Source organism: Streptomyces sp. NPDC046862 (assembly GCF_040704615.1).
GTDB lineage: Bacteria > Actinomycetota > Actinomycetes > Streptomycetales > Streptomycetaceae > Streptomyces.
This window is the reverse complement of record NZ_JBEYXP010000029.1, coordinates 116,598-142,274: the sequence shown is the minus strand read 5'-3', so window position 1 is coordinate 142,274 and position 25,677 is coordinate 116,598. Positions and strand designations below refer to the sequence as shown.

At 70.5% G+C, this 25,677-nt stretch carries 16 protein-coding genes and 1 riboswitch; of the genes, 3 read left to right on the top strand and 13 right to left on the bottom strand.

Annotated features, from left to right (window positions below; translation table 11 throughout):
* Together AB0959_RS29580 and AB0959_RS29575 are read right to left on the bottom strand one after the other, a co-directional pair.
* Positions 1 to 815 (bottom strand): maltotransferase domain-containing protein (locus AB0959_RS29580; protein WP_366829669.1); only part of this gene is annotated, 815 nt, incomplete at its 3' end.
* A gap of 216 nt (positions 816 to 1,031) precedes the next feature.
* Positions 1,032 to 2,234 (bottom strand): S8 family peptidase, encoded by a 1,203-nt coding sequence (locus AB0959_RS29575; RefSeq protein ID WP_366829668.1) that lies wholly within the window; start codon positions 2,232 to 2,234, stop codon positions 1,032 to 1,034.
* A 328-nt stretch (positions 2,235 to 2,562) separates the two neighbouring features.
* Here AB0959_RS29575 and AB0959_RS29570 point away from each other — a divergent pair, with 328 nt between their 5' ends.
* Together AB0959_RS29570 and AB0959_RS29565 are read left to right on the top strand one after the other, a co-directional pair.
* Positions 2,563 to 5,181 (top strand): glycosyltransferase family 1 protein, encoded by a 2,619-nt coding sequence (locus AB0959_RS29570; RefSeq protein WP_366829667.1) that lies wholly within the window; start codon positions 2,563 to 2,565, stop codon positions 5,179 to 5,181.
* A 135-nt stretch (positions 5,182 to 5,316) separates the two neighbouring features.
* Complete coding sequence (locus tag AB0959_RS29565) at positions 5,317 to 6,522, top strand: cytochrome P450 (protein WP_366829666.1); 1,206 nt, start codon at positions 5,317 to 5,319, stop codon at positions 6,520 to 6,522.
* Between the two features lie 67 nt (positions 6,523 to 6,589).
* Here the strand turns inward: AB0959_RS29565 and AB0959_RS29560 are convergent, their stop codons facing one another.
* From AB0959_RS29560 to AB0959_RS29525, 8 genes are all read right to left on the bottom strand, one after another.
* Positions 6,590 to 6,904 (bottom strand): multidrug efflux SMR transporter, encoded by a 315-nt coding sequence (locus tag AB0959_RS29560; protein ID WP_366829665.1) that lies wholly within the window; start codon positions 6,902 to 6,904, stop codon positions 6,590 to 6,592.
* A gap of 9 nt (positions 6,905 to 6,913) precedes the next feature.
* A riboswitch (guanidine-III (ykkC-III) riboswitch) is annotated at positions 6,914 to 6,975 on the bottom strand.
* 43 nt (positions 6,976 to 7,018) lie between these two features.
* Positions 7,019 to 7,729, bottom strand: a complete 711-nt coding sequence (locus AB0959_RS29555; RefSeq protein ID WP_366829663.1) for a DUF4232 domain-containing protein — start codon at positions 7,727 to 7,729, stop codon at positions 7,019 to 7,021.
* Positions 7,730 to 7,900: 171 nt separating this feature from the next.
* Positions 7,901 to 8,455: a DUF1990 domain-containing protein gene (locus AB0959_RS29550; protein WP_366829672.1), complete on the bottom strand. Its 555-nt coding sequence runs from the start codon at positions 8,453 to 8,455 to the stop codon at positions 7,901 to 7,903.
* A gap of 88 nt (positions 8,456 to 8,543) precedes the next feature.
* Positions 8,544 to 10,208, bottom strand: a complete 1,665-nt coding sequence (locus tag AB0959_RS29545) for a M4 family metallopeptidase (protein ID WP_366829662.1) — start codon at positions 10,206 to 10,208, stop codon at positions 8,544 to 8,546.
* A gap of 321 nt (positions 10,209 to 10,529) precedes the next feature.
* Entirely contained in the window at positions 10,530 to 12,584 is a 2,055-nt protein-coding gene (locus AB0959_RS29540) for a M4 family metallopeptidase (RefSeq protein ID WP_366829661.1), read from the bottom strand.
* A 306-nt stretch (positions 12,585 to 12,890) separates the two neighbouring features.
* Positions 12,891 to 14,654 (bottom strand): ABC transporter ATP-binding protein, encoded by a 1,764-nt coding sequence (locus tag AB0959_RS29535; protein ID WP_366829660.1) that lies wholly within the window; start codon positions 14,652 to 14,654, stop codon positions 12,891 to 12,893.
* Positions 14,651 to 16,456 (bottom strand): ABC transporter ATP-binding protein, encoded by a 1,806-nt coding sequence (locus AB0959_RS29530; RefSeq protein ID WP_366829659.1) that lies wholly within the window; start codon positions 16,454 to 16,456, stop codon positions 14,651 to 14,653. The genes AB0959_RS29535 and AB0959_RS29530 overlap by 4 nt, the downstream gene beginning before the upstream one ends.
* Positions 16,457 to 16,706: 250 nt before the next feature.
* Entirely contained in the window at positions 16,707 to 17,552 is an 846-nt protein-coding gene (locus AB0959_RS29525) for a GNAT family N-acetyltransferase (RefSeq protein WP_366829658.1), read from the bottom strand.
* A gap of 1,085 nt (positions 17,553 to 18,637) precedes the next feature.
* On the opposite strand from AB0959_RS29525, the gene AB0959_RS29520 reads away from it, so the two are divergent.
* Positions 18,638 to 19,435 (top strand): helix-turn-helix domain-containing protein, encoded by a 798-nt coding sequence (locus AB0959_RS29520; protein ID WP_366829657.1) that lies wholly within the window; start codon positions 18,638 to 18,640, stop codon positions 19,433 to 19,435.
* A gap of 120 nt (positions 19,436 to 19,555) precedes the next feature.
* Here the strand turns inward: AB0959_RS29520 and AB0959_RS29515 are convergent, their stop codons facing one another.
* From AB0959_RS29515 to AB0959_RS29505, 3 genes are all read right to left on the bottom strand, one after another.
* Positions 19,556 to 21,064 (bottom strand): GMC family oxidoreductase N-terminal domain-containing protein, encoded by a 1,509-nt coding sequence (locus tag AB0959_RS29515; RefSeq protein WP_366829656.1) that lies wholly within the window; start codon positions 21,062 to 21,064, stop codon positions 19,556 to 19,558.
* A 603-nt stretch (positions 21,065 to 21,667) separates the two neighbouring features.
* Positions 21,668 to 23,533, bottom strand: coding sequence for an ABC transporter ATP-binding protein (locus AB0959_RS29510; RefSeq protein ID WP_366829654.1), 1,866 nt, complete (start codon positions 23,531 to 23,533; stop codon positions 21,668 to 21,670).
* Positions 23,530 to 25,479 (bottom strand): ABC transporter ATP-binding protein, encoded by a 1,950-nt coding sequence (locus AB0959_RS29505; RefSeq protein ID WP_366829653.1) that lies wholly within the window; start codon positions 25,477 to 25,479, stop codon positions 23,530 to 23,532. The genes AB0959_RS29510 and AB0959_RS29505 overlap by 4 nt, the downstream gene beginning before the upstream one ends.
* Positions 25,480 to 25,677: the final 198 nt, after the last annotated feature.

Genomic DNA, 25,677 nt, shown 5'->3' with positions numbered 1-25,677 from the left:
TAGACCACGTCGAAGCCCATGCCGGCGATCGCGGGCAGCCGGCGCGCGGCGGTACGGAACGTGCCGTGCGGCTGCTCGGGGGTGCCCTCGGAGCGGGGGAAGAACTCGTACCAGGAGCCGTACAGGGCCCGTTCCCGTTCGACCAGCAGGGTCAACTCGTCGGAGGCGGTGACCAGTTCACGCAGCGGGTGGCGGGCGAGGACCTCGTCGACCTCGGGGGTGAGCGCGGCCGCGAGACGCGCCGCGGCGGGGCGGGACTCGTCCCGCAAGGCGTCCACGGCCGCGAGGATCACATCCCGCCGGCCCTCGCTCTCCGGCATGTCGGCCGCGGCACGCTCGTACAGGCGCACGCCCTCGTCCAGCACCAGATCGGTGTCGAGGCCCGCCGGGATCTTGATCCCCGCGTGGTGCCGCCAGGTGGTGACCGGGTCGCCCCATGCCTGGACCTGGTACGTCCAGCGGCCCTCGCGCGGCAGGGACACGGTGGCGCCCCAGCGGTCGGTGCCGGGCGCCAGCTCGCGCATCGGCGTCCAGGGCCCCGTACGACCGTCGGGGTCCTTGAGGAGGACGTTGGCGGCCACGGCGTCGTGGCCCTCCCTGAAGACCGTCGCCGAGATCTCGAACTCCTCGCCCACGACGGCCTTGGCGGGGCGGCGCCCCTGGTGGACGAGGGGGCGGACGTCGAGGACCGGTATGCGTCCGATCGTGGGGGGTTCGGGTGCCGGGGCGGGTGGGTCGGCGCTCACCCGGCGCACGGGGGGTGCGGGGGTGGTGCCGGTCGTCGGGGGTGGTGACGGATGGTGCGTGGCGGGCATGACCGCTCCTGTCCGCGTCAACGTGGGTGGGCGGATGAGGGTGTGGGGAGGTGGGGCCTGCGGGGCGTACCGGAGGAGCCTTCCCACCCTACGCGGGTGGGCATTCCGGCACTTTGTTAACTACTCACGCGTATGTCTACACACAAGACCGGCCTCGTCCTCAGAGGGCGAGGCCGGTCGGTGCCCCTACGCTAAGGTCGGGCGTTTGACCTGGTGCTAGGGGTTGTTTACCTGCAGGAGTTCATTCGGTGAACCAATACCGCGGTTCGTCACCTTGCCCGAAACCGCGCGGTTGACAAGGGCCCCGCTCACCTGGGCCGGGGTAGCCGCGCGGTGGTCGGCCAGGTAGAGGGCGGCCGCGCCCGTGACGTGCGGGGCCGCCATCGACGTACCGTCGAAGGTCACTCTTCCGGTGTCGCTGCGGTGTGAGGCGGAGGTGATCGCCACGCCCGGTGCGAACAGGTCCACGCTCGGACCCCAGTTGGAGAAGCCCGCTCGCCGGTCCTTCTTGTCGGTGGCGCCCACGGTGATCGCCTGCTTGACGCGGGCGGGGGAGTAGAGACCGGCGGACAGCCCGTCGTTGCCCGCCGCCACCGAGTACGTCACGCCGGACGCGATCGAGTCGCGGACGGCAGCGTCGAGCTGCGCGTTGCCCGAGCCGCCCAGGCTCATGTTGGCCACCGCGGGCTTCCTCGCGTGCTTCGTCACCCAGTCGATGCCCGCGATCACCTGGGCGGTGGTGCCCGCCCCCGCGTTGTCGAGGACGCGGACGGCGACGACCTTCGCCTTCCTGGCGACTCCGTACGTCGCTCCCACAGCGGTGCCCGCGACGTGCGTGCCGTGGCCGTTGCCGTCGGCCGCGACCTTGTCGTCGCCGACGAAGTCCCAGCCGTAGGACGCCCGGCCACCGAAGTCCTTGTGCGTGATCCGGACGCCGGTGTCGATGACGTACACCGTGACGCCTCTGCCCGCCGACTCCGGCCAGGTGTAGCTCTTGTCGAGCGGCAGGTCCCGCTGGTCGACGCGGTCGAGCCCCCAGGACGGCGGGTTCCGCTGCGTGTGGTCGTACGCCACCCGGGTGTCCTGGACGACCGAGGCCACGCGGGAGTCCGCCGCGAGCGCCCTGGCCTGTCGTTCGCCCGCCCTCACGGCGTAGCCGTTCAGGACCGAGCCGTAGGTGTGGCTGATTCTCGCCCCGTACTTCTCGGCGATGCCCTTTCCGGCCGCCGAGGGGGCCTTCGTTCCCCCCTTGAGCGTCACGATGTAACTGCCGCTCACGGAACCGGCCGCGCCGGCGCCGAGTATCCGGCCCTGTGGGGCGGCGTGCGCGGGCAGGGTGATGGCCGAAAGCACCGCGGCCGTGGCCACCGCGGTCAGGCCCCCCGCCCAGCGCAGACGCCTGTCCACCGTCTGTGCCATGTGAGTTCCCCTCCTCAACTCGACGTACGGTGGCCGGAGTTCGCCCGGTATGACGGAGAGCGGCCGGTACGTCACCGCGCAGCGTCTCGTGACACGTGAAGCGCCACAAGGGGAGCTTTCGCGCCTCGTCCGGCGCCGCTCTCGCGGACCTGGCTCTTCGCCGTCGTGGTGTCCCGATGGACGGTTGCGTCGCCTGGCGCACAGGGGGCGCATCCGCAAGGCGCCGTGTTGCCGACGCCCACTCGCCGCTACGGTCGACGGTGACGAAGGGACCCACAGCGGTGTGGGTCCCTCGGCCGCGCACGTCCTGTCGCGAAGGTGGAACTCAGTGAAGGCCATCCGCAGGTTCACTGTTCGACCCGTCCTCCCCGAAGCGCTTCACCCGCTCAGCGAGCTGGCGCGCAATCTGCGCTGGTCCTGGCACGCCGAGACCCGTGATCTCTTCCAGTCCGTCGACCCGGAGCGCTGGGCGTCCTGCGGTGGTGACCCCGTACGCCTCCTCGGCAGCGTCTCGGGCGAACGCCTCGCCGAGCTGGCCGAGGACCGGCGCTTCCTGCGGCGGCTGGGCGCCGCGGCCGACGATCTGCGCGACTACGTGTCCGGTGAGCGCTGGTACCAGACCCAGTCGGCCGAACTCCCGGCCGCCGTCGCGTACTTCTCACCCGAGTTCGGCATCACCGCGGCCCTGCCGCAGTACTCCGGCGGCCTCGGCATCCTCGCCGGAGACCATCTGAAGGCGGCCAGCGACCTCGGCGTACCGCTCATCGGGGTCGGTCTGCTGTACCGGCACGGGTACTTCCGCCAGACGCTGTCGCGTGACGGCTGGCAGCAGGAGCACTACCCGGTGCTCGACCCGCACGAGCTGGCGCTGGTGCCGCTGCGGGAGGCCGACGGCTCCGTCGCCCAGGTCTCCCTGGCCCTCCCCGGCGGGCGCCGGCTGCGAGCCCGCGTCTGGCAGGCACAGGTCGGCCGCGTCCCCCTGCTGATGCTCGACTCGGACGTGGACGAGAACGACCACGGCGAGCGGGGCGTGACCGACCGGCTGTACGGCGGCGGCAGCGAGCACCGTCTGCTCCAGGAGATGCTGCTGGGGATAGGGGGCGTCCGCGCGGTCCGCACGTACTGCCGGCTCACGGGCCACCCCGAGCCCGAGGTCTTCCACACCAACGAGGGGCACGCGGGCTTCCTGGGGCTGGAGCGCATCGCCGAACTATGCGACCAGGGGCTCGACTTCGACGCCGGACTGGAAGCGGTGCGCGCCGGGACGGTCTTCACCACCCACACCCCCGTCCCCGCCGGCATCGACCGCTTCGACCGGGAGCTCGTGGCCCGCCACTTCGGCCCCGACGCGGAACTCCCGCGCATCGACGTGGAGCGCGTCCTGCGGCTGGGCATGGAGACCTACCCCGGAGGAGAGCCCAACCTCTTCAACATGGCCGTCATGGGCCTGCGCCTGGGCCAGCGGGCGAACGGCGTCTCGCTGCTGCACGGACACGTCAGCCGGGAGATGTTCTCAGGGTTGTGGCCGGGCTTCGACCCGGACGAGGTCCCGATCACCTCGGTGACCAACGGCGTGCACGCCCCGACCTGGGTGGCGCCCGAGGTCTTCCGCCTGGGCGCCCGCCAGATCGGCGCGCAGCGCACCGAGGACGCCATGACGGTCGGCGGCTCGGAGCGCTGGGACGCGGTGGCCGACATCCCCGACCAGGACATCTTCGACCTGCGCCGGGACCTGCGCGAACAGCTCGTCACCGAGGTACGGCAGCGACTGTACGCGTCCTGGCGGCAGCGCGGGGCGGGCACGGCCGAACTCGGCTGGATCGACGGCGTACTGGACCCCGACGTGCTGACCATCGGCTTCGCGCGCCGCGTCCCGTCGTACAAGCGGCTGACCCTGATGCTGCGGGACCGCGACCGTCTGATGGACCTGCTGCTGCACGAGGAACGGCCCATCCAGATCGTGGTGGCCGGCAAGGCCCACCCCGCGGACGACGGGGGCAAGCGGCTGGTGCAGGAGCTGGTGCGGTTCGCCGACGATCCGCGGGTACGGCACCGGATCGTGTTCCTGCCCGACTACGGCATGGCCATGGCCCAGAAGCTGTACCCGGGCTGCGACGTGTGGCTGAACAACCCCCTGCGCCCCCTGGAGGCATGCGGTACCTCCGGCATGAAGGCGGCGCTCAACGGCTGTCTGAACCTGTCCGTCCTGGACGGCTGGTGGGACGAGTGGTTCCAGCCCGACTTCGGCTGGGCGATCCCCACGGCCGACGGCACCGCGACCGACGACGACCGCCGGGACGAGCTGGAGGCGTCGGCGCTGTACGACCTGCTGGAGCAGCGGGTGGCCCCCCGCTTCTACGAGCGCGGCCAGGGCGGACTGCCCGACCGCTGGATCGAGATGGTCCGCCGGACCCTGACGCATCTGGGCCCGAAGGTGCTGGCCGGCCGGATGGTCCGCGAGTACGTGGAGCGCCTCTACGCTCCGGCGGCGCGCTCCCAGCGGGCGCTGGACCTCGACGTGGCGCGGGAGCTGGCGGAGTGGAAGGCGAGGGTGCGCGCTGCCTGGCACCGGGTCACGGTGGACCACGTCGAGACCTCGGCCTCGGCGGCCACGGCCGAACTGGGGACCACGCTCGCCCTGCGGGTGCGCGTGGGCCTGGGCGACCTGGTGCCGGACGACGTGGAGGTCCAGGCGGTCTCCGGCCGGGTGGACTCCGACGACCGCATCGCCGACGCGGAGGGCGTCCCGCTGAAGCCGACCGGCGGCCCGGACGACGACGGCCACTGGGTCTACGAGGGCCCACTGTCCCTGGACCGCACCGGCCCCTTCGGCTACACGGTCCGCATCCTCCCGACCCACCGGCTTCTGGCGTCACCGGCGGAGCTGGGTCTGGTGGCGGTGCCGTCGGAGGACGCGGGGGAGGGCGCGGGGGTGTTGATGCGGTGAGGTGAGGAGGTGAGGCGGGGCGGGCTGGACGGGGGACCGTGGTCCGGAGAGCGGGAGCACCCGTCCGAAAACAGCCGTGGGTCCGTGCGGAGATCGAGTTAGCGTGCAGTTCAGCCCACGAACAGGGGGAACAGCATGACGGTCCGACCCGTCGTCGACCTGCGGGAACTCGGCACGGCATTCGTCCACGACCCGTATCCCGTCTACGCACGGCTCCGCGCCGAGGGGCAAGTACACCGGGTGCTCGACCCCGATGGTGAGGAAGTGTGGCTCGTCGTCGGACACGAGGCGTGCCGGGCCGCGTTCACCGATCCGCGGCTCAGCCGGGACTGGCTGAAGTCCGGGAACGTCCGACAGATCATCAGCACCGATCAGGCCGCGCCCGCGCTCATGCACATGCTGATGTCGGACCCGCCGGACCACACCCGGCTGCGGCGGCTGGTGACCCGGGAGTTCACCCCGCGCCGTATGGACGCGCTGGCCCCGCGCGTCCAGCAGATCACCGACGAGCTGCTGGACGCGATGCTCGCGGCACCGGAGCGGCGGGCCGATCTGATCGACTCGTTCGCCTTCCCGCTGCCCATGACCGTCATCTGCGAGCTACTCGGTGTGCCCCAGCTGGACCGGGACGCCTTCCGCGGCTGGTCCAACGAGATGGTCGCGCGGACCAGTCCGGACGGGGAGGCACGCGCCTACCAGGAGCTGACGGCGTACCTCACCGAACTGATCGCGGCCAAGCGGGCCGAGCCCGGCGAGGACCTGCTCAGCGCGTTGATCCACACCGCCGACGAGGACGGTGACCGGCTCTCGCCGGGCGAGCTCGTCGGCATGTCGAGTCTGCTGCTCATCGCCGGTCACGAGACGACGGTCAACCTGATCGGGAACGGCCTGCGGGCGCTCTTCGCACACCCCAATCAACTCGCCGATCTGCGCGCCGACTTCGGTCTGCTCGACGGGGCGATCGAGGAGATGCTGCGGTACGACGGGCCGGTGGAGAACTGCACGGACCGGCTGGCCCTGGAGGACGTGGAGATGGGCGGGGTGACCATACCCCAGGGCGCCACCGTGCTGATCAGCATGGCGGACGCCGACCGTGACCCTGAGCGCTTCAAGGAGCCGGACCGCTTCGACATCCGCCGGGACGCCCGCGGGCACATGGCCTTCGGCCACGGCCTGCACCACTGTCTGGGCGCCCCGCTGGCCCGGCTGGAGGGCCGGATCGCGATCCGTGCGCTGCTGGAACGCTGTCCGGACCTCGCGCCGGACGCGGACGAGGCCAAGCTGCCCTGGGTGCCCGGACTGCTGATCAGGGGGGTGCGGAAGCTGCCGGTGCGCTGGTGAGTGACCGGTGCGGGGACGACGCTCACCCTGCGGGTGCGGGCGTCCCCGCTGAAGCCGACCGGCGGCCTCAGTGCGTCAGCTTCAGGCCGGCCACGCATCCGACGATGCCGGTCAGCAGCAGCAGTTTCAGCGGGCCGGCGGACTCACCGTCGAAGAGCATGGCGTACGTCGCGGTGAGTACCGCTCCTATGCCGACCCAGACCGCGTAGCCGGTGCCCACGGGCACCGTGCGCAGCGCGAAAGCCAGACCCGCCATGCTCATCACCAGCCCGAGGCCGAAAACGACGCTCGGCAAGGGACGGGTGAAGCCCTCCGATTTGCCCAGTGCGGTCGCCCACACCGCTTCCAGTACTCCGGACAGCACCAGAATGATCCACGCCATGACAGACTCCTCGCGTCGTCTTGTCATGACTGGGTACGGCGCACCTCGTCCAGGAGCCTGTCGGGCTCTGCGTTCCACGATCGCACACGACCCGGCGAGCGGTACATCGAGGGACTACGCGCTCCCCGAGCCCTGCTGGACCGCGCTCACGCTCAGGATGTCGACCTTCCCGGTACATGCCGTCGAGTTGTAGGCGATGTCGACCGGTGTCGTCTGGTTCGGCGGATACACCCGCAGGTACTGCGCGGCGGTCGGGTGGCACTGGGCCGCGGAGTAGTTACCGGCGTCCGTGATCCGCAGCAGGGCGTTGCCGGTCGTGCCCGGCGCGAGCGTCACCAGCGCCAGGGGCGCGGTGGCGTTCCGTGTGGCGGCCGCGCCCAGCTGACGGACGGGGCTGCCGCCCGTGAACGACACACCGGGGTAGCCGTACAGGGTGCAGGTGGTCCGGGAGACGTTGGTGAAGTCGATCACCAGGTAGCTGCTGCCGGCGCTGCCTTCGCTGACACCCGGTCCGACCTTCAGGGAGCTGGTGGGGCAGGCGGCGGTGTGTTGCCGCGCGGGGCCGGACGGCTGGGAGTGGCTGCCGGTGGCCGGGCCGCCGGATGCCGGAACCGTGGCGGCCGCGGCAGGCGCCTTCGTGGCCGCCACGGCAGGGGCCTTCGTCGCCGGGGCCTTCGTGGCCGGCGCGCCGGAAGCCGTGGCCGACGGAGTGCCGCCGGAGGAGGAACCGGCCGAGCCCGCGCTGCAGCCGGTGGCGAGCACCGCCACGCAGGTGAGAGCGGCGGCGGGGAGGAGGCGCCGGAGTATGAGGGGAGAGGGAGACATCGCGCTTGCCCTTCTGCTACGCAGAGCGGCTTATTCGCCGTATGTCTCTTATGACGTCGTAAGCGCTGTGGCGGTTGTAACAGGAGCGTCCCAGTAGTTTCACTGTTTGATCCCGTTGATCCCGTTGATCCCGTTGATCCCGTTGGTTCCGCTGAGAAAAAGGCGTCGGCATCAGTCCTCGGCGCCCTCGCACAGTTTCCGCAGCACCGCCCCGCAGCGACGTGCGTACGCGTGCTGCAGGCCACGCGTCGCCGCGCCGCCGGCACGGGCGTACCACTTCGCCGGGCGGCTGAACGCCGTGACGGCCAGCCACACCGTGCCGTCGCCCGTGCGGTAGAGGACGAAGGCCTCCTCACCGCACTCGGGGTGGCCCGGGAGGGTGCCGTATGCCCAGCCCTTGTGGCGGGGTTCGTCCAGGGTCCAGACCACGCGGCAGGGGGCCTTGATGACTCCGCCGAGGCTGACCGTGACGTCGACGCCGGGGGCCGCCTCGGGCGCGTCCGTGATGACGCCCACGCCGACCGCGCGGTGCAGCTCCCAGGTGAGCAGCAGACGGGTGGCCAGCTCGAAGACCTCCGCGCCCTCGCCTATGCGCGTTCTGACATCCATCGGCTTGAAGCCGGGCGGACAGTGACCGGACCGGGTCGCGCCCACGTCCTCGTAGGTGAAGGGGCCGTGAGGGAAGGGTCGGTCGGAGGGGTGGTCGTCAGGCAGTGGGCCGTCCATGGGGGGCATGGGGACAAAGCCTAGGACGGTACCCGGAGTTGCCTTCCCCTCGGGTACCGTCCCGGACCTCAGTCGGTCGTGCCGTACGTCACGCGGTGACGTTCACCGCGGCCCAGGCCGCGTTCACCGTCGTGTACTCCGTGCTGCTGGCGCCGTACAGGTCACGCGCCGCGTTCAAGGTCGCGGTGCGCGCGGCCTTGTAGTTGGTGGTGGACGTCATGTACGTGGTCAGCGCCTTGTACCAGATCTTCTCCGCCTTGTCGCGGCCGATGCCGGTGACGGTGGAGCCGTTGGACGTGGGGGAGTTGTAGCTGACCCCGTTGATGGTCTTGGCGCCGCTGCCCTCGGACAGCAGGTAGAAGAAGTGGTTCGCCGGGCCGGACGAGTAGTGGACGTCCAGGCCGCCCAGGCTCGACGACCAGGAGTCCTTCGACGCGCCGTCCTTGCTCGGCTTGTCCATGTAGCGCAGCGGGGTGCCGTCGCCGTTGATGTCGATCTTCTCGCCGATGAGGTAGTCGCCGACGTCCTTGGAGTTGGCCGCGTAGAACTCGACCGCCGTGCCGAAGATGTCGGAGGTCGCCTCGTTCAGGCCACCGGACTCACCGCTGTAGTTCAGGCCCGCGGTGTTCGACGTGACGCCGTGGCTCATCTCGTGGCCCGCCACGTCCAGCGAGGTGAGCGGCTTGGTGTTGCCCTCGCCGTCGCCGTACGTCATGCAGAAGCAGCTGTCGTCCCAGAACGCGTTGACGTACGCGTTGCCGTAGTGGACGCGGGAGTAGGCGGCCACGCCGTTGTTCTTGATGCCGTTGCGGCCCAGGACGTTCTTGTAGAAGTCCCAGGTGACCTGGGCGCCGTAGTGGGCGTCCACGGCGGCGGTCTGGTCGGTCGAGGAGCTCGACGCGGTGCCGGTGCCCCACGTGTCGTCCGCGTCCGTGAAGAGCGTGCCCGCCGAGGAGGACGTGGAGCGCGCCTTGTTGTACGTCTTGTGGTTGCCGCGCGTGGTGTCGTTGAGCTGGTACGTCGAGCCGGACTTCACGGTGCCTATGGTCACCTTGCCGCTGTACTGGCTGTTGCCCGTACCGGTCTGGACGGCCTCCCACTCGTACAGCTTCTTGCCGGTCTGCGCGTCGGTGATGACGTGCAGGGCCTGCGGGGTGCCGTCCTCCTGGAAACCGCCGACGACCGTCTCGTACGCGAGGGCCGGCTTGCCGTTCGCGGCCCAGACGACCTTGCGCGGCGCCTTGTCGGCCTCGGACTCCTTGGAGCCCTCCGTCTTCGCGGCCTTCACGGCCTGCTTCTCGGCCGTGGCCTTGGTGACGTCCGCCGTGAGGTCGGAGACCTTGATGGCGGCCTTCGTCGCCTTGGTGACGCCTTCGGCCTCGCCGGACTTCGACTCGTGGACGACCAGGTCGCCGCCGAGGACCGGGAGGCCCGCGTAGGTGCGCTCGTAGCGCGTGTGGGTCGTGCCGTCCGCGTCTCTGATGACGTCGCGGACGACGAGCTTCTCCTGGGCGCCCAGGCCCAGTTCGTCGGCGGTCTCGCCCGCCGCGGAGTCGGCCTTCTTGATGAGGGCGGTGCGCGTGGCCGGGGTCAGGGCGGCCGGGGCGGCGGAGACCTTGGCGGACTTGCCGGCGGAGGGTTCCGTCTGCGCGGAGGCACCGGTGGTCAGACCGGTGGTGATGAGGGCCCCGGCGGCGACAGCGGTCGCGATGGCCAGGGTGCTGCGCTTGTGACGCGCGTAGAGGGGAGTCACACGAGCTCCTTGTGGGGGAGCCGGGCAGCGTGGGGCTACTGCCCGGGATGGTTGTGAAGGTGCGGTGCTGGTGCGGCGGTTGGTGGAAGAGTGGCACCAGCGGCGCGTACATGTCAGGACCCTCAAGTGATGTTGACCGAAAAGTGATGGCCGAGTGAATGTTGCGGGCGTGTGAACCCGGCCTGACCTCGGTAAAGAGCCAACAAAGGTGAGCCCCGCGAAGCGCAAAAGAGGGCGCCGCCCCGGCAGTTGACCCACCGGGACGGCGCCCCTGTCTCACAGGTGTCTCTCAGGAAGTCCTGACGACGGTCCTGGACGGTCCTACGGGAACGTCAGGCTCCAGCCGTTGATCTTGCCGGTGTCCTGGGCCGCCGTGTCCTGAACCTTCAACTGCCAGGTCCCGTTGGCTACTTCGGAGGACGCGTTGACCGTGTAGGTCTCGTTGACGTTGTCCGCCGAGTCCGAGGAGCTGGCGCTCTTCAGGCGGTAGGCCGTGCCGTCCGGGGCCACCAGGTCCAGGACGAGGTCACCGCGCCAGGTGTGCGTGATGTCCACCGCGACCGCGAGGTTCGAGGGCGCGTTGCCGGTGCGGCCGGTGACGGCGATCGACGAGGTGACCGCCGCGCCGTTGTCCGGAATCGATACGTCGGCCGTGTTCTCGAACGTCGTCCCGCCACCGCCGCCACCGCCGGGCCGCGAGCCCACTGCGATACCCGCCCACGCGTTCTGCACGGCCGTGTACTCGGCGCTCGTGGTGCCGTACAGCTCACCGGCCGCCGCGAGGGTGCCGGTGCGGGCGGCCGCGTAGTTGGTGGTCGAGGTGAACTTCGTGCTGAGCGCGCGGAACCAGATCTTCTCCGCCTTGTCGCGGCCGATGCCGGTCACCGGGAGCCCGTCCGAGGTGGACGAGTTGTAGCTGACGCCGTTGATGGTCTTGGCGCCGCTGCCCTCGGAGAGCAGGTAGAAGAAGTGGTTCGCCGGGCCCGACGAGTAGTGCACGTCGATCGAGCCGAGGCCCGAGTACCACGAGTCCTTCGACGCGCCGTCCTTGCTCGGCTTGTCCATGTAACGCAGCGGCGTGCCGTCGCCGTTGATGTTGATCTCCTCGCCGATGAGGTAGTCACCGACGTCGGAGGAGTTGTTCGCGTAGAACTCGACCGCCGTGCCGAAGATGTCGGAGGTCGCCTCGTTCAGGCCGCCCGACTCGCCGGAGTAGTTGAGCCCGGCCGTGTTCGCCGTGACACCGTGCGTCATCTCGTGGCCCGCCACGTCGATCGCGACCAGCGGGTTGCTGTTGCCCGAGCCGTCTCCGTACGTCATGCAGAAGCAGCTGTCGGACCAGAAGGCGTTGACGTAGTTGCTGCCGTAGTGCACCCGGGAGTAGGCGCCCACGCCGTCGCCCTTGATGCCGGTGCGGCCCTGCACGTTCTTGTAGTAGTCCCACGTCAGCGCGGCGCCGTAGTGCGCGTCGGCGGCGGCCGACTCCGCGTTGGACGCCTGCCCGTTGCCCCACACGTCGTCGGAGCCCGAGAAGAGCGTGCCGGTTCCGGAGGTGCCGCGGTTGAGGTTGTACGTCTTGTGGTTGCCGCGCGCGCCGTCCGTGAGGTTGTACGTCGACCCGGACTGCGTGGTCGTGAGGTTGACCGTGCCGGAGTACACCGTGTTGCCGGTGCCGGTCTCGATGGCCTCCCACTCGTACAGCTTCTTGCCGGAGGCCGCGTCGGTGATGACGTGCAGCTCCTGCGGGGTGCCGTCGTGCTGGAAGCCGCCCACGACCGTCTCGTACGCGAGGACGGGCTTGCCGCTCGCCGCCCAGACCACCTTGCGGGCGTCGCGGCTGACCTCGGGGCTCTTGGCCTTCTCCGCCTTGGCGGCGTTCAGCGCCTGCTTCTCGGCCTTCGCGACGGGCAGCGCGGCCTTCGTGCTCGCCACCTTCACCGTGGCCCGCGTGGCCTTGACGACGCCCTCGGTCTTCCCGGACTTGGCGGTCTCGACGACCAGGTCGCCGCCGAGGACGGGGAGGCCGTCGTAGGTGCGCTCATAGCGGGTGTGGACCGTGCCGTCGCGGTCTTTCAGCACGTCACGGACGACGAGCTTCTCCTTGGCGCCGAGGCCCAGGTCCTCGGCGGTCTCCGCCTTGGTGGCGTTGGCCTCGCGTATCAGCTCGGCGCGCTGGGCAGGGGTCAGCTTGACGGACTCGGAGCCCTTGGGCGCGGCCGACGGTGCCTTCACCGGGGCCGCGGTGGCCGCACCGGTCTGCACGGCCGCGGCCAGCAGGGCGGTCACGGCGACGAGCGCGCCGGCGGCCGCGCGCCGCTTTGCGGAGTGGGAGAGCTGCGTGGTGTGGGAGGTGCGTCTGTGGGACTGGCGTCTCAACACTGACTCCTTCTGCGTGGCCGCGGTGCGCGCGGCCGGGGAGACCGGACGGTGGGTGGCCGTCCGGGCACAACAGGGTGGAACGCAGAACAAGATCGAATGCAGAACAAGGCGGAACGCAGAACGGGTGGAACGCGGAACCAGTTGCTCCAGAAGCGCTGCGGCACGGCGCGGCGGTAGTTGTGAGATTGCTGTGACGCAGCCGTGGGAAGAGTGGCAGGGAATCGTGGGGTCTGTCAGGAGCGCGTCAATAAGTTGGCCGAAATGCTCCGTTTTCCGGGGGGCCGTGTTCGATATACGAAACCTTTACCGTGCCCCGCCGGGTGACGACTGCTCGCCGTGCCACGACCGCCACAGCGACGCGTACGCGCCGTCCGCCGCCACCAGCTCGTCGTGCGTGCCGAGTTCGGTCAGCCGGCCCTCCTCCATCACGGCCACCCTGTCCGCGTCGTGCGCGGTGTGCAGACGGTGGGCGATCGCGATGACGGTCCGGCCTTCGAGCACGGCGGCCAGCGCACGCTCGGTGTGCCGTGCCGTCGTCGGGTCCAGGAGCGCGGTCGCCTCGTCGAGGATCACCGTGTGCGGATCGGCCAGCACCACGCGCGCCAGGGCGAGTTGCTGCGCCTGGGAGCCGTCCGTCCGGTGACCGTCCGGGCCCAGCACGGTGTCGAGGCCGTCCGGCAGCTCGCCCGTCCAGTCACCGGCGCCGACCGCGGTCAGGGCCGCCCACAACTCGGCATCGGTAGCCGCCGGTTCGGCGATCAGCAGGTTGTCACGGACCGTGCCGAGAAACACGTGGTGCTCCTGCGTGACCAGCACGACCTGCCGTCGCAGCTGCTCGGGGTCCAGCGCCGCGATGGGCACCCCGCCCACCGTCACCGAGCCGGAGCGCGGCGCGTCGACGCCCGCGAGCAGCCGGCACAGCGTGGACTTCCCGGCACCGGAGGGCCCGACGACCGCCAGCCGCTCGCCGGGACGCACGGTCAGGTCGACCCCGTGCAGGACCTCGCCGCCACGGTCGTAGGCGTAGCGCACGGCGGTCACGTCGATACGGTCGTCAGCGGGTGCGGGTGAGCCGTCCGCGGTGCCCCGCGGGGCCTGGGCCAGGCCCTCCACACGCGCGAACGACGCACTGCTGGCCTGAAGTTGCTCGACGCGCTGCAGCAGCAGGTCGAGGGGTTCGCTCAGCTGCCGCAGATAGAGCGCCGCGGTGACCACCGTGCCCAGGCTCATCCCGCCCTGGGCGTGCAGCGCTCCGCCCACGAGCAGCACGGCGACGACCGGGATCTCGTAGGAGATCTCCACGGCGGGGAAGAACACGTTGCGCAGGAACAGGGTCCGCATACGGGTGCGGCGGGAGGTCTCCAGCGCCTCCCGGCTCGCGGCGATCCGGCGCCGCTGCAGCCTGAACGCCTCGACCGTGCGCGCACCGGACGCGGTGGCCGCGAGGATCTCGGCGACCTCCGAGGTGGCCGCGCCCTCGGCGAGGTACGCGGTGCGCGCGCGGCGCAGATACCAGCGGACGGCGCACCAGATGCCGAGCAGACCGAGCACTCCGCAGGCCCCGAGCAGCGGATCGAGGAGGAAGACCGCGCCGAGGATGAACAGTGCCTGGACCGAGGTGATGAGCAGTTCGGGCCCGGCGTCGCGCAGGGTCGTGCCCACCGCGGTGACGTCGGCGGTGCCGCGCGCCGTCAGATCGCCGGTCCCGGCGCGCTCCACCACCGAGGCGGGCAGCGCCAGCGCGCGGTCGACGAACGTCTCGCGGATACGCGCCAGGGTCCGCTCCCCGAAGCGGTGTCCCAGGTACCGGGCCCAGCGTGCGATCAGCAACTGCGCCACCGCGCACAGCAGGATGACGAGGGCCATCCGGTCCACGACGTCCACGCCGCCCCCGGCCCGGACCTCGTCGATGATCCGCCCCAGCAGCCAGGGCCCGACGAGCCCGATCCCGGCGGTCAGCGCGTTCAGGCCGAGTACGGCGGCGAAGGCCCGCCGGTCCGCCCGGACCAGCCGGAACGCGGCGCGGCGCACCTCGGGGGGCTCGGCGACCGGCAGTCGCACGCTCATCGCACGGCCTCCTCGGCGTCGGTCTCCTCGGCGTCGACCTCTTCGGGATTGGTCTCCTTGGCGTCGGCCTTCTCGGCGTCGGTCTCCTCGACGTCGATCTCCGTGTCGCGGGCCACCAGCGCGCGGTACGCGGGCTCGTGGTCGAGGAGCCCGTCATGGGTGCCGGTGGAGGCGACCTTGCCGTCGACCAGGAAGCACACGGTGTCCGCCTGGTCCAGCACGAGCGGCGAGGTGGTGGTGACGACGGTCGTACGGCCCGCGCGGGCGGCGCGCAGCCGGGCGGCGACGGTGGCCTCCGTATGGGCGTCGAGCGCCGAGGTGGGCTCCACCGCCAGCAGGACCTCGGGATCGGCGAGCAGCGCCCTCGCCAGGCGCACCCGCTGCCGCTGGCCGCCGGAGAGACTGCGCCCCTGTGCGTCGACCGCCGAGTCGAGCCCGTCCGGCAGCCCCCGCACGATGTCGTCGGCCACGGCCGCGTGCACCGCGCGGCGGACGGCGTCGTCATCGACGGCGTCGGGGCCGAAGCGGCCGGAGACCACGTCGCGCAGGGTCCCCGCGAACAGGTCGGCCTCGTTGTCCGCGACCAGGATCCGCGTCCGCACCCGTGCCAGATCGATCTCGTCGAGGCGTACGCCGCCCCAGGTCGCCGCCGACCCGGCGTACCGGCCGAGCCGGTCGACCACGGCGGCCAGGTCGGCGGGACGAGCGCCGACCAGCGCGGTCAGCCGCCCCGGCAGCACCCGCACACCGGACTCGGGATCGCTCAGCACCGCCGCGGACTCCGGCGCGTCCAGCGCGTCGGCGGGACCGGTGACGGGCTCCAGGGCCAGGAACCGCACGATGCGCCGGGCGGCCACCACGCCCCGGCTGAGCCCGTAGCAGCACTCGATGAAGAAGGCCACCGGCACCACCAGGACCGCGACATAGCCGTACACGGCCACCAACTCGCCGATGGAGATGTCCCCCTGGGCCGCGAGCCGGGCGGCCAGCCAGGTCACCACGGCGAGGAACAGCGACGGCAGCCCGAGTCCCAGCGCCTGCATCCAGCTCGTCACCGCCCCCACCCGGTACCCCTGCGCGCGCAGGGCCTGCGAGTCCCGCCGGAACGCGTCGGCGAACAGGCCCTTGCCGCCGAGGCCGTTGAGGACGCGCAGACCGCCCGCGAGGTCGCCGATCCGGGCGGTGAGCACACCCTGCCGTTCGCGGTACTCGGTCTCCGCCCCCTGAAGCCTTCGCATCAACGGCCCCACGATCACGACGGTCAGGGGCACCCCGAGCAGCACCACCACGGCGAGCAGGGGCGAGACCGACACCAGCAGCGCGGCCACGACGCCGTAGACGGCGAACGAGGCGACGCCGGGCCCCACAGCCGTCAGGGAGAAGGCGATCGTCTGGACGTCACCGACACCGATCGTGACGACCTCCCCGGCCCCGGTCTGCCGGGACAGGGCGGCCCCGAGCCGGGTCGCCTGCTCGATCACGACCTTGACCGTACGGAAGTTGCCGTCCATCCGGAGCTGGGTCATGGTGCGGTGCCGCATCATGCCGAGACCGGCGTTGACCGTCCCGGAGGCCAGCACGGCGGCGGTCCAGCCGACCAGGGCGGCCGTGTCACCCGGCTCCAGGCCGTCGTCGATCGCGCGGGAGAGCAGATACGGCTGGAGCGCCAGCAGCCCCATCCAGACGCTGGCGATCACCGCCCCGGCGATCGATCTGCCCTTCTGACGGGTGACCAGCCACCACAGGTACCCGCTGCCGCTGCGACAGCCGGGCACTCCCGGATCCCCGTGCGCGTCGACCATCCGCCGCTCCCTCTTCTTTCGTTGTCCCTCTTCTGATCGCTACCCGTGCAGGTTCCGCTTGATCGTGAGCAGTGGCTCCTGTGGAAACGCTGGGATCCGCGCGTGATGCGCAGCGCGCGTGAAGGCTGTTCGTGCGCAATTCGGGGATGGCGTCTGCTCCTTCTGGCCACTGTGAGTTGTCCTCGGGCAATCTCGGTGAGTGCTGGGAGTGGACGTTGCTCAGCGTTTCGAACGCCTCGGATGTGCGGATCTACGATCGCGCGGGTTGGTTCGCGATAAAAAGGGTGCTGTCGGCGGGGCGGAAGCCTAGGCGTGTGTATATGCGTGCGACGGCGTCTTCTGCATGGGCGAGGAAGATGGTGCCCACCCCGTGTTCGCGAGCGTGGTTGACCAGGGCTGTGGTGATGGCTGCTGCAAGGCCCTGGCGGCGGGCGGTGGGGAGGGTGCCGATGCCGCCGATCTCGGTGGTGCCGTGCGCTGGGTGGTAGTGGCCGACGGCCAACGGGGTGCCGTCGGGGTCAAGGGCAGCGATGATCGTCTTGTGCCCGGCGCGGATCGTGGGGCGGATCGATGTCACGGTGCCGTCTTTGCTCAGTTCGTCGGCCACCGCTGACAGTTCTTCGTGGCCCGCTGATCCCACGGCGGTGCCCTGCTCGGCGAAGGCGAGGCGGGGGAGCGCGAGGGATGCGGGCAATGCAGGGTCGTCGGGCGTCAGCACGTGGAGTCTCACGCCTTCGGGCACCGGCCTTTGAGGAACCGGGTGGTGTGGATCGATAACCATCAGCGGACGTTCCGATACTGGCAGGCCTGCGGCTTCGATACGATCCCGCAGGCCCGGCGCGACCTCGGCCAGCCACTCGAATGCCTCTGGCACGACGAGTTCGCGCTGTCGCGCCCGCACCCGCGCGATGTCGGCGGCCGTCACGGCCGAGGCTCCCTCTGCGGTGGGTTGGGCATGCCCGGGGCCGCCGTCATACGAGGTGCCTGGGTTCTTCCGCACGAACAGCCGTAATGAACCGAACTCTTCGGCATCGGAGAACAGCAAGGGCATGGTGGCGTAGTACTGCTCGATGCGAGCACGCAGCGAGTTGCTCATGCGGCGCATCCCACCATGGGACCTCGTCGCGCCGCATCCGAGATTCGGTGCCGGCACCATTCAGCGGGTCATGGTGAGTGCCTGTTCTTGATGTCGGAGCGAGGCTGACCACTGAGAACCGGGTGAGGCTGTTCCTGCGGCGGTCCGGTGATCTCTATGGATCGACGCCATTGGAACCTTGCGTGTACGACGACCGCTGCCCTTGCTCCGTTCCGCCATGACGAGGACGGTACGAAGCAGGGGCAGCCGGTACCCAGTGAAGATCGAAAGAGACTCGAGGGAGATCGCTACTGACCGTAGCCATTGCCAACCGGATCGCGGATTCGCTAATCCACTGCTAACGAACCACCCGGGCGGTGGTGCGCAATCGGTGGGCAGTGTTGGAGGTTACCGAGGGTGAGGGCGGATGCCCATCGACCTATGACGTGTCCGGCGACATCTGACGGCGTCCTGGCCGTGACATGCAGACGGCCGCACAGGTTTTTCGAGTGTGGCCAAGAAGCAGGTGGGCCCCTGTTCGCACAGGGGCCCACTTGATCTGCAGGAGGAGTTGCCTCAGCGCTCGGTGGTGTCCGGCGCCGATGTCATGTTCGCCCTACGGCGGCGTGCCAACTCCCGGCTGGTGGTGATCATGATGCCCAGGAAGGCCAGGCGAAGAGGGCAGCCGGCGTGACGCCGGGCGAGGGCGGGCGCGGACTTCGGCTGGTGGGGGTACCGGTCGAACGGCGGGGCGTGAAGCGGCCCGACGGCGTCTGCGAGGTTGCATGGGCAGAGGTCGCGGGCGGCCGGCCGCCCACTTGAACCACGGTGATGTCCGTACGGAACACGAGCACCACAAATTGGCGTTGAACCAATGAATGCCACGGGATCGGAGAGCGATGAACAGCACAGGAGCGGAGGTCGACGGGGCGCGCGGGGTGTTCCTACCGGACTCGACGGTCGCCGGCGCTGCATCGCGAGGACACGATGCCTTCCGGCGCGGCTGGGAGACGCACATCGGCGACGATGTCTTCCAGCTGCCGTCCTTCAGCCCTGACACGGTCGGTGACTTCCGGGTCAAGGGCCGCGTCGCCAGGGTGGGCGGCGTGGCGATCGCCGATCTCCACGCCGCGTCGGTCACCCGGACCACGGACGTCCCGGGCGGCGATCAGGATCTGGTGGAGATGTACGTGGTGCGGCGCGGCGCATGGACGTTGGGCGGCCCGCCCGGTCGCGGCGAACAGACCGTATCGGCCGGGCAGTTCCTCCTCCGGCATGTCGGGCGCCAGTCGGCCTTCGAGACGGGCCCGCACCTCAGGGCACAGTTCTTGGTCCTGCCCTCCGCGGTGCTCAAGCCTCTGGTCGGGAACCGAATCATCACCGGGCCGGCGGGCGGGGCCGAGATTCGCCTGCTGACGGCCTTCGCGGGCATGATCCACGTAACCGTGGCGGACCTCGGCACGGCTGGTGTGGAAGCCGCCCACAGCACCCTGACCGAGCTGGTCAAGGCGGTGGCGAGGGGCGGGTTCGACGATGTGGAACATCGGCTGGCTCCCGCACTCGCCCAGGCGGCCAAGAACCTCGCGGACAGACGGCTCGCTGATCCCGAGCTTTCTCCGGAGATGCTCGCGCGTGAACTCAACGTCTCCGTCCGAACGCTGCAGCGGGCTTTCACCGCGGCGGGCGAGCCATTGACCACCTACATCCGCCACCGGCGGCTGGAAGAGGCCCGGCTCGCCCTCACCGCGCCGTCCGGTCGACTGAGTATCTCGGAACTCGCCGCACACTGGCAGTTCGCGGACAGCAGCCACTTCACCCGGGCCTTCAAGAAGCACTACGGCCAGACTCCCACCGAGTACGCCCGCTCGACCGGAGCGGACTCCCTTTCGCCGAATCGGCCGTAGACACCCACCTGGGAGACGAGCATGCCGCCGTGCGGCTGGTCGAGGACTCAGACCAGTCGCACGGCGGTACAGGCGCCGGGACGAGCGCGTCGTGGACGCGCCGTCGGCACTGTCGAGGGGTCAGGCGATCAGTTCGGCGGCTCGTTCGGCAATGGCGTAGACGGTCGCGTTGGTGTTGGCCGAGGGGATGGACGGCATGATCGAGGCGTCGGCGACCCGAAGTCCGGCGATTCCGTGAACGCGCAGGTTCGCGGGGTCGACGACGGCGTCGGGATCGGTTCCCATGCGGCAGGTGCTGGTGTAGTGGAAGTAGGCGCCGAGGGACTTGCGGATGAATTCGTCCTCGGTTTCGCGGCTCGTCCCGGAGCCCGGCACCGCTTCCTGCTTCCGCCACTCGGCGAGTGCGTCGGCTGTGCCGATCCGGCGCGCCAAGGCCAGGCCCCTGCGCATGACTTCCAGGTCGCGGTCGTCTTCGAGGTACCGGGGGTCGACGAGGGGAGCGCTGCCGGGCCGTGCGTCGGACAGGCGCACGGTGCCGCTGCTGTGCGGAGCCACCGCGGAGAAACAGATGGTGTAGCCGTTGGCCGGGAGTCCGCCCCAGGGTGACGGGAGCGGTGCGGGGACGAAGAAGATCTGAAGGTCCGGCCGGGCCGCGGTGGGATCGCTGTGGAGCAGGCCCATCATTTCGCTCGGCGGGTTGGCAGGAACGAACGGTACGGGCTCGGCCGTCTCGTACACCACGCCGACCATCGGGTGGTCCTGCAGATGGGAGCCCACGCCCGGCAGGTCGGCGACGATGTCGATGCCGTGACCCTCAAGGTGGCGTGCCGGGCCGATTCCCGACAGCAGCAAGAGGTGTGCGGAATTGATGGCTCCCGCGGTCAGCACCACCTCGGTGGTCTCGACGGACCGGTGTTCGCCGCCGACGGTGTACTCGACGCCGGTGCAACGGCCCGTGGTGGTGCGCAGCCGCTGCACGGTCGCGTCCGTGACGACATCCAGGTTCGGCCGGTCGAGGAACGGACGGATGTAGGCGTCGGCCGCGCTCTGGCGGGCGCCGCCGGGCAGATTCATGTCACTCCACCCGAACCCGGTCTCCAGCCCGCTGTTGATGTCGTCGGCGCGTGTGAACCCGGCCTCCACCGCAGCGTCGACAAACGCCGCGGTCAGAGGATGGGGTTCCGCCACCGGGGCGACCAAGACCGGCCCGTCGGTGCCCCGCAGGGAGGCATCACGGCCGTGAGCGGTCTCGCTGCGGCGGAAGTAGGGCAGCAGATCATTGAAACCCCAGCCCGTCCCACCGAGGCCGGGCCAGGCGTCGTAACCGGAGCGGTGCCCCCGCAGGTGGTGGAGGCCGTTGACGCTCGACGATCCGCCGAGTGCCTTGCCGCGCCGCAGTTCCACTGCGCTGCCCGTACCGGTCGGCATGGTCATGGTGTGCGGCCACAGGGATGCCGGGTCGGGCACCAGGAAACCCCAGGGAGACGCCATGGTCTCGGTGGCGTCGCGGGCTCCCGCCTCCACCAGCAGTACCCGCACGCCGGAGCGTTCCGAGAGCCGGGAGGCGATCACGCATCCCGCGGTTCCCGCTCCCACCACGACATAGTCATAAGGGTCATTGCTCATCATGTCTTCGCTTTCCACGGCAGCCTTGCCCGACCAGCCGGGTTCGGAAAGAAGGCTGGGCTCGGCGATCAAGGAGCCGATCATGTACCAAGGACTTCGGGAAATAGGGACGGATCTTCGTGTCGTTGTGTTCACCGGTCCCGGAACAGCGGGGGTGTTCCCCCTGTCGCCGAAACAGTCGGGTCCCTCTGCTGTCGAAGCTTAGGAAGATTGACGCAGCGCGCACTTGAACCACGGCGCCGTCCGGTCGGAACCTGGGCGCCACAAGCCCGCGTCGGAGCCATACCCCGCGCCCGTGGGGTGGTGTCCCCGGGCAGGTCGACCTGCTTGCGGAACATCGCACGGCCTCCGGCTGAGCTCCTTCAGCAGCACGTACCCCCTCGTCTGCTTCGGAATGCTCACCACACCGGCGCCGTACCCCTTGACCACACGCTCTTCGATCTCCATTCAGCACCAGACCACGAACCGGGCGGCTGGACTTCTCAAGGCTCCGACGGAGATCGCCACTGTCCGTAGCCATTGCCAACAGGATCACGGATTTGCTGGTCCACTGCTAACGAACCACCATCATTGCTAACGAAGTCGCGGATCCCAGAACCCGGTCCGTTACGCCAGGCTGTCCCGCCAGGCGCGGTGCAGGTCCGCGAACCGCCCCGTGCCCGCGACGAGTTCGGCCGGGGTGCCGTCCTCGACGATCCGGCCGTGTTCCATGACGAGCACCCGGTCGGCGATCTCCACCGTGGACAGCCGGTGGGCGATCACGACGGCCGTACGGCCCTTCAGCACGGTCGACATGGCGCGCTGGACGGCCCGCTCGCCGGGGATGTCCAGCGAGCTGGTCGCCTCGTCGAGGATCAGCACAGCCGGGTCGGCGAGCAGCGCCCGGGCGAACGCGACGAGTTGCCGCTGACCGGCGGAGATACGGCCGCCCCGCTTGCGGACGTCCGTGTCGTACCCCTCCGGCAGGGCGTTGATGAAGTCGTGGGCGCCGATCGCCTTCGCGGCCCGCTCGATGTCCTCACGGCCGGCCTCGGGGCGGCCGATGGCGATGTTCTCGGCGACCGTGCCGGAGAACAGGAACGACTCCTGGGTGACCATCACGACCCCGCGCCGCAGCTCGGGCACGGCGAGGTCGCGCAGGTCGACACCGTCGAGGAGGACCCGGCCGTCGGAGGGGTCGTAGAAGCGGGCCAGCAGCTTGGCCAGGGTGGACTTCCCGGCGCCGGTCGAGCCGACGACGGCGACCGTCTGCCCGGCCGGGAGGGTCAGGTCGAAGCGGGGGAGCACCTCGCCGCCGGTGCGGTAGGCGAAGCGCACGCCGTCGAAGACGACCTCGCGGCCCGGGTACTCGGATGCGAGAACGGGCAGTTCCCTGGGGGCCGACGGCTCCGGCACCGACGGCGTCTGGGCCAGCAGGCCCGCGATCTTCTCCAGGGAGGCCGCCGCCGACTGATAGGAGTTCAGGAACATGCCGAGCCGGTCTATCGGGTCGTACAGCCGGCGCAGGTACAGCACCGCGGCCGCCAGCACCCCCAGGGCCAGCGTGCCGTCGGCCACCCGGTAGGCGCCCCACAGCACGATCCCGGCGACCGCGATGTTGGCGACGACGCGCGAGCCGACCACGTAGCGGGCCATCTCCAGCATGCCGTCGCCGTTGATGCGCTCGTGACGGTGGTTGAGAGCCCTGAACTCGGCGTCGTTGGCGGCCTCGCGGCGGAACGCGCGCACCGGGCGGATCCCGTTCATCGTCTCCACGAACTTCACGATGACGGCGGCGATCGCGGTCGAACGCAGCGTGAACACGCGCGCCGCGCGCCGCCGGTACATCCGCACCAGCGCGTACAGCGGGACGAACGACGCCACCGCGACCGTGCCCAGACCGAGGTCCAGCCAGAGCAGCATCGCCGAGATGTAGACGAAGGACAGGATGACGGTGACGAGCTCCTGCAGGCCCTCGTTCAGCAGCTCGCGCAGCGACTCGACGTCCGTGGTGGAGCGGGAGATCAGCCGGCCCGAGGTGTAGCGCTCGTGGAAGTCGACGCTGAGTGCCTGGGCGTGCCGGAAGATACGGCCGCGCAGGTCGAGCAGCACGTCCTGGTTGACGCGGGCGGAGGTGCCGATGAACGCGTACTGCAGCCCGCCGGACGCCACCGAGCACAGCAGGTAGGCCACGGCCACCGCGATCAGCGGACCGTGGTCGGCGCGACGGAACGCGGGTACGGCGGTGTCGATGGCGTACGCGACGAGCAGCGGGCCCGCCTGCACGGCCGCCTGCTGGAGCAGCAGCAGGAGTGTGGTGAGGGTGACGCGGGCCCTCATCGGGGCGAGCAGGGAGCGCAGGAGCGTGCCCGTGGCGCCCGGGGGAGTGGGCAGGACGTCGTGGTCGAACGGGTCACCGCCGCCGGTCGGCCCGGTGGCGTCCAGGTCGTCACCGTCGGTGGTGGTCGGCGCGGGAGTCGTGGGCGCCGTCATCGGTGGGCCTCCTCGCGGCGGTCGGCGGTCTCCTGGGTGTCGGTTCCGTCCGCGCCCGACATCAGCCAGGCGTACTCGGCGTTGGTGCGCAGCAGTTCGTGGTGGGTGCCGACGGCGGTGATGCGGCCCCCGGAGAGCAGGGCGACGCGGTCGGCGAGCAGCACCGTGGACGGGCGGTGGGCCACGATCAGCGCCGTGGTCTGAGCGAGCACCCGGCGCAGGGCCGCCTCGACCGCGGCCTCCGTGTGGACGTCCAGGGCGGACAACGGGTCGTCCAGCACGAGGAAGCGGGGCCGGCCCACGACCGCACGGGCGAGCGCGAGCCGCTGCCGCTGGCCCCCGGACAGGCTCAGGCCCTGCTCGCCGACCTGGGTGTCGGTGCCCTGGGGCAGGGTGTGCGCGAAGCCGGCCTGGGCGACGGCGAGCGCCCGGTCCAGTTCGCCCCTGCCCGCACGGTCGTCGGCCCCCATCAGCACGTTCTCCCCGACGCTCGCGGAGAACAGGGTGGGCTCCTCGAAGGCCACGGCGACGAGTTCGCGCAGCGTCGTTCGGGGCATCGCGGCGATGTCCCGCCCGTCCAGCGTGATCCGGCCCGACGTCACCTCGTGCAGCCGGGGAACCAGGGCCGTGAGTGTCGTCTTGCCGCTGCCGGTCGCGCCGACCAGCGCCATGGACTCGCCCGGGCGGATGTGGAGATCGATGCGCTCGAGGACGGGAGGGGAGCCCTCGGGGGCGTCGGGATAACGGAACTGGACGCCGTCGAAGCGGAGCCCGGCGTTCTCGGAGAGCGGACGGGCGTCGTCGGAGAATGGGCGGGTGTCCTCGGAAGGACCGGCGTCCTCGGCAGGACCGGCGTCCTCGGCAGGACCGGCGTCCTCGGGCGGGAGCCCGGTCCGCACCGTCCCCGACTCCGGCTCCGCGTCCATGACCTCGAAGTACCGCTCCGTCGCCGTGGCGGCCTCCTGGGTCATCGCCAGGAGGAAGCCGATCGAGTCGATCGGCCAGCGCAGGGCGAGCGCGGTGGACAGGAAGGCGACCAGCGTGCCGGCCGACAGCTCGCCGTCAGAGACCTGGACCGTGCCGAGCACCAGCGCGGCGCCGATCGCCAGTTCGGGCAGGGCGATGATCACGCCCCAGATCACGGAGAGCAGCCGCGCCTTGCGCAGCTCCGTCCCGCGCAGGGTCAGGGACAGATCGCGGAAGGCACGCGCCTGGCTGCGGTGCCGCCCGAACCCCTTGATGATCCTGATCCCGAGGACGCTCTCCTCGACGACCGTCGTCAGATCGCCCACCTGGTCCTGGGCGAGCCGCGCCACGCCGGCGTACCGCTTCTCGAAGACGACGCAGGTGATGATGACGGGCACGGCCGGGCCCAGGATCACCAACCCGAGCGTCCAGTCCTGCAGCAGCATGATGATCAGGCCGACGAGGATCGTCACCCCGTTGACCAGCAGGAACGTCAGCGGAAAGGCGAGGAACATCCGGAGCAGCATCAGGTCCGTCGTCCCCCGGGACAGCAGCTGTCCCGAGGCCCACCGGTCGTGGAAGGCGACCGGCAGCCGCTGCAGGTGCCCGTACAGATCCGCCCGCATCCCCGCCTCGACACCCGCGAGCGGCCGTGCCACCAGCCACCGCCGCAGCCCGAACAGCCCCGCCTCGGCGAGCCCGAGCAGCAGCAGGTACAGCGCCCCCAGCCACACGCCGGCCGGGTCGCGGTCGGCGACCGGCCCGTCCACCATCCACTTCAGGACGAGCGGGATCACCAGACCCACGCACGAGGCGAGGACCGCGACGGTGGCGGCGGTGAACAGCCGGACACGGACGGGCCGGACGTACGGCCACAGGCGAAGGAGGGTCCGTACGGCGGAGCGGTCGGCTCGTTCGGCGGGGTCGGTGGAGTCGTCGGGGTCGGTCCGGTCCTCTGCGGGGGCGGGTTGTGTGGGCATCAATCGGAGCCTACGGACCACCACTGACACTGCCCACCGAGTTTTAGCCCGAGTGGAATCGGCCGATGGTCCTACGACCTGCATTTTCAGCCCCTTGGGGGCACCTCCCGGCGGTAGCTGGGGGAGTTCTAGGAGCGGGGTCCGGGGCGGAGCCCCGGATGGGGGTCCCCCCCGCTCGAGCGGAGCCGAGAGTGGGGG

Bases quoted from the DNA above. Each gene is read 5' to 3' on its own strand.
- AB0959_RS29575 (WP_366829668.1), bottom strand. From the start codon at position 2,234: ATGGCACAGACGGTGGACAGGCGTCTGCGCTGGGCGGGGGGCCTGACC.
- AB0959_RS29565 (WP_366829666.1), top strand. From the start codon at position 5,317: ATGACGGTCCGACCCGTCGTCGACCTGCGGGAACTCGGCACGGCATTC.
- AB0959_RS29560 (WP_366829665.1), bottom strand. From the start codon at position 6,904: ATGGCGTGGATCATTCTGGTGCTGTCCGGAGTACTGGAAGCGGTGTGG.
- AB0959_RS29555 (WP_366829663.1), bottom strand. From the start codon at position 7,729: ATGTCTCCCTCTCCCCTCATACTCCGGCGCCTCCTCCCCGCCGCCGCT.
- AB0959_RS29550 (WP_366829672.1), bottom strand. From the start codon at position 8,455: ATGGACGGCCCACTGCCTGACGACCACCCCTCCGACCGACCCTTCCCT.
- AB0959_RS29535 (WP_366829660.1), bottom strand. From the start codon at position 14,654: ATGAGCGTGCGACTGCCGGTCGCCGAGCCCCCCGAGGTGCGCCGCGCC.
- AB0959_RS29530 (WP_366829659.1), bottom strand. From the start codon at position 16,456: ATGGTCGACGCGCACGGGGATCCGGGAGTGCCCGGCTGTCGCAGCGGC.
- AB0959_RS29525 (WP_366829658.1), bottom strand. From the start codon at position 17,552: ATGAGCAACTCGCTGCGTGCTCGCATCGAGCAGTACTACGCCACCATG.
- AB0959_RS29515 (WP_366829656.1), bottom strand. From the start codon at position 21,064: ATGATGAGCAATGACCCTTATGACTATGTCGTGGTGGGAGCGGGAACC.
- AB0959_RS29510 (WP_366829654.1), bottom strand. From the start codon at position 23,533: ATGACGGCGCCCACGACTCCCGCGCCGACCACCACCGACGGTGACGAC.
- AB0959_RS29505 (WP_366829653.1), bottom strand. From the start codon at position 25,479: ATGCCCACACAACCCGCCCCCGCAGAGGACCGGACCGACCCCGACGAC.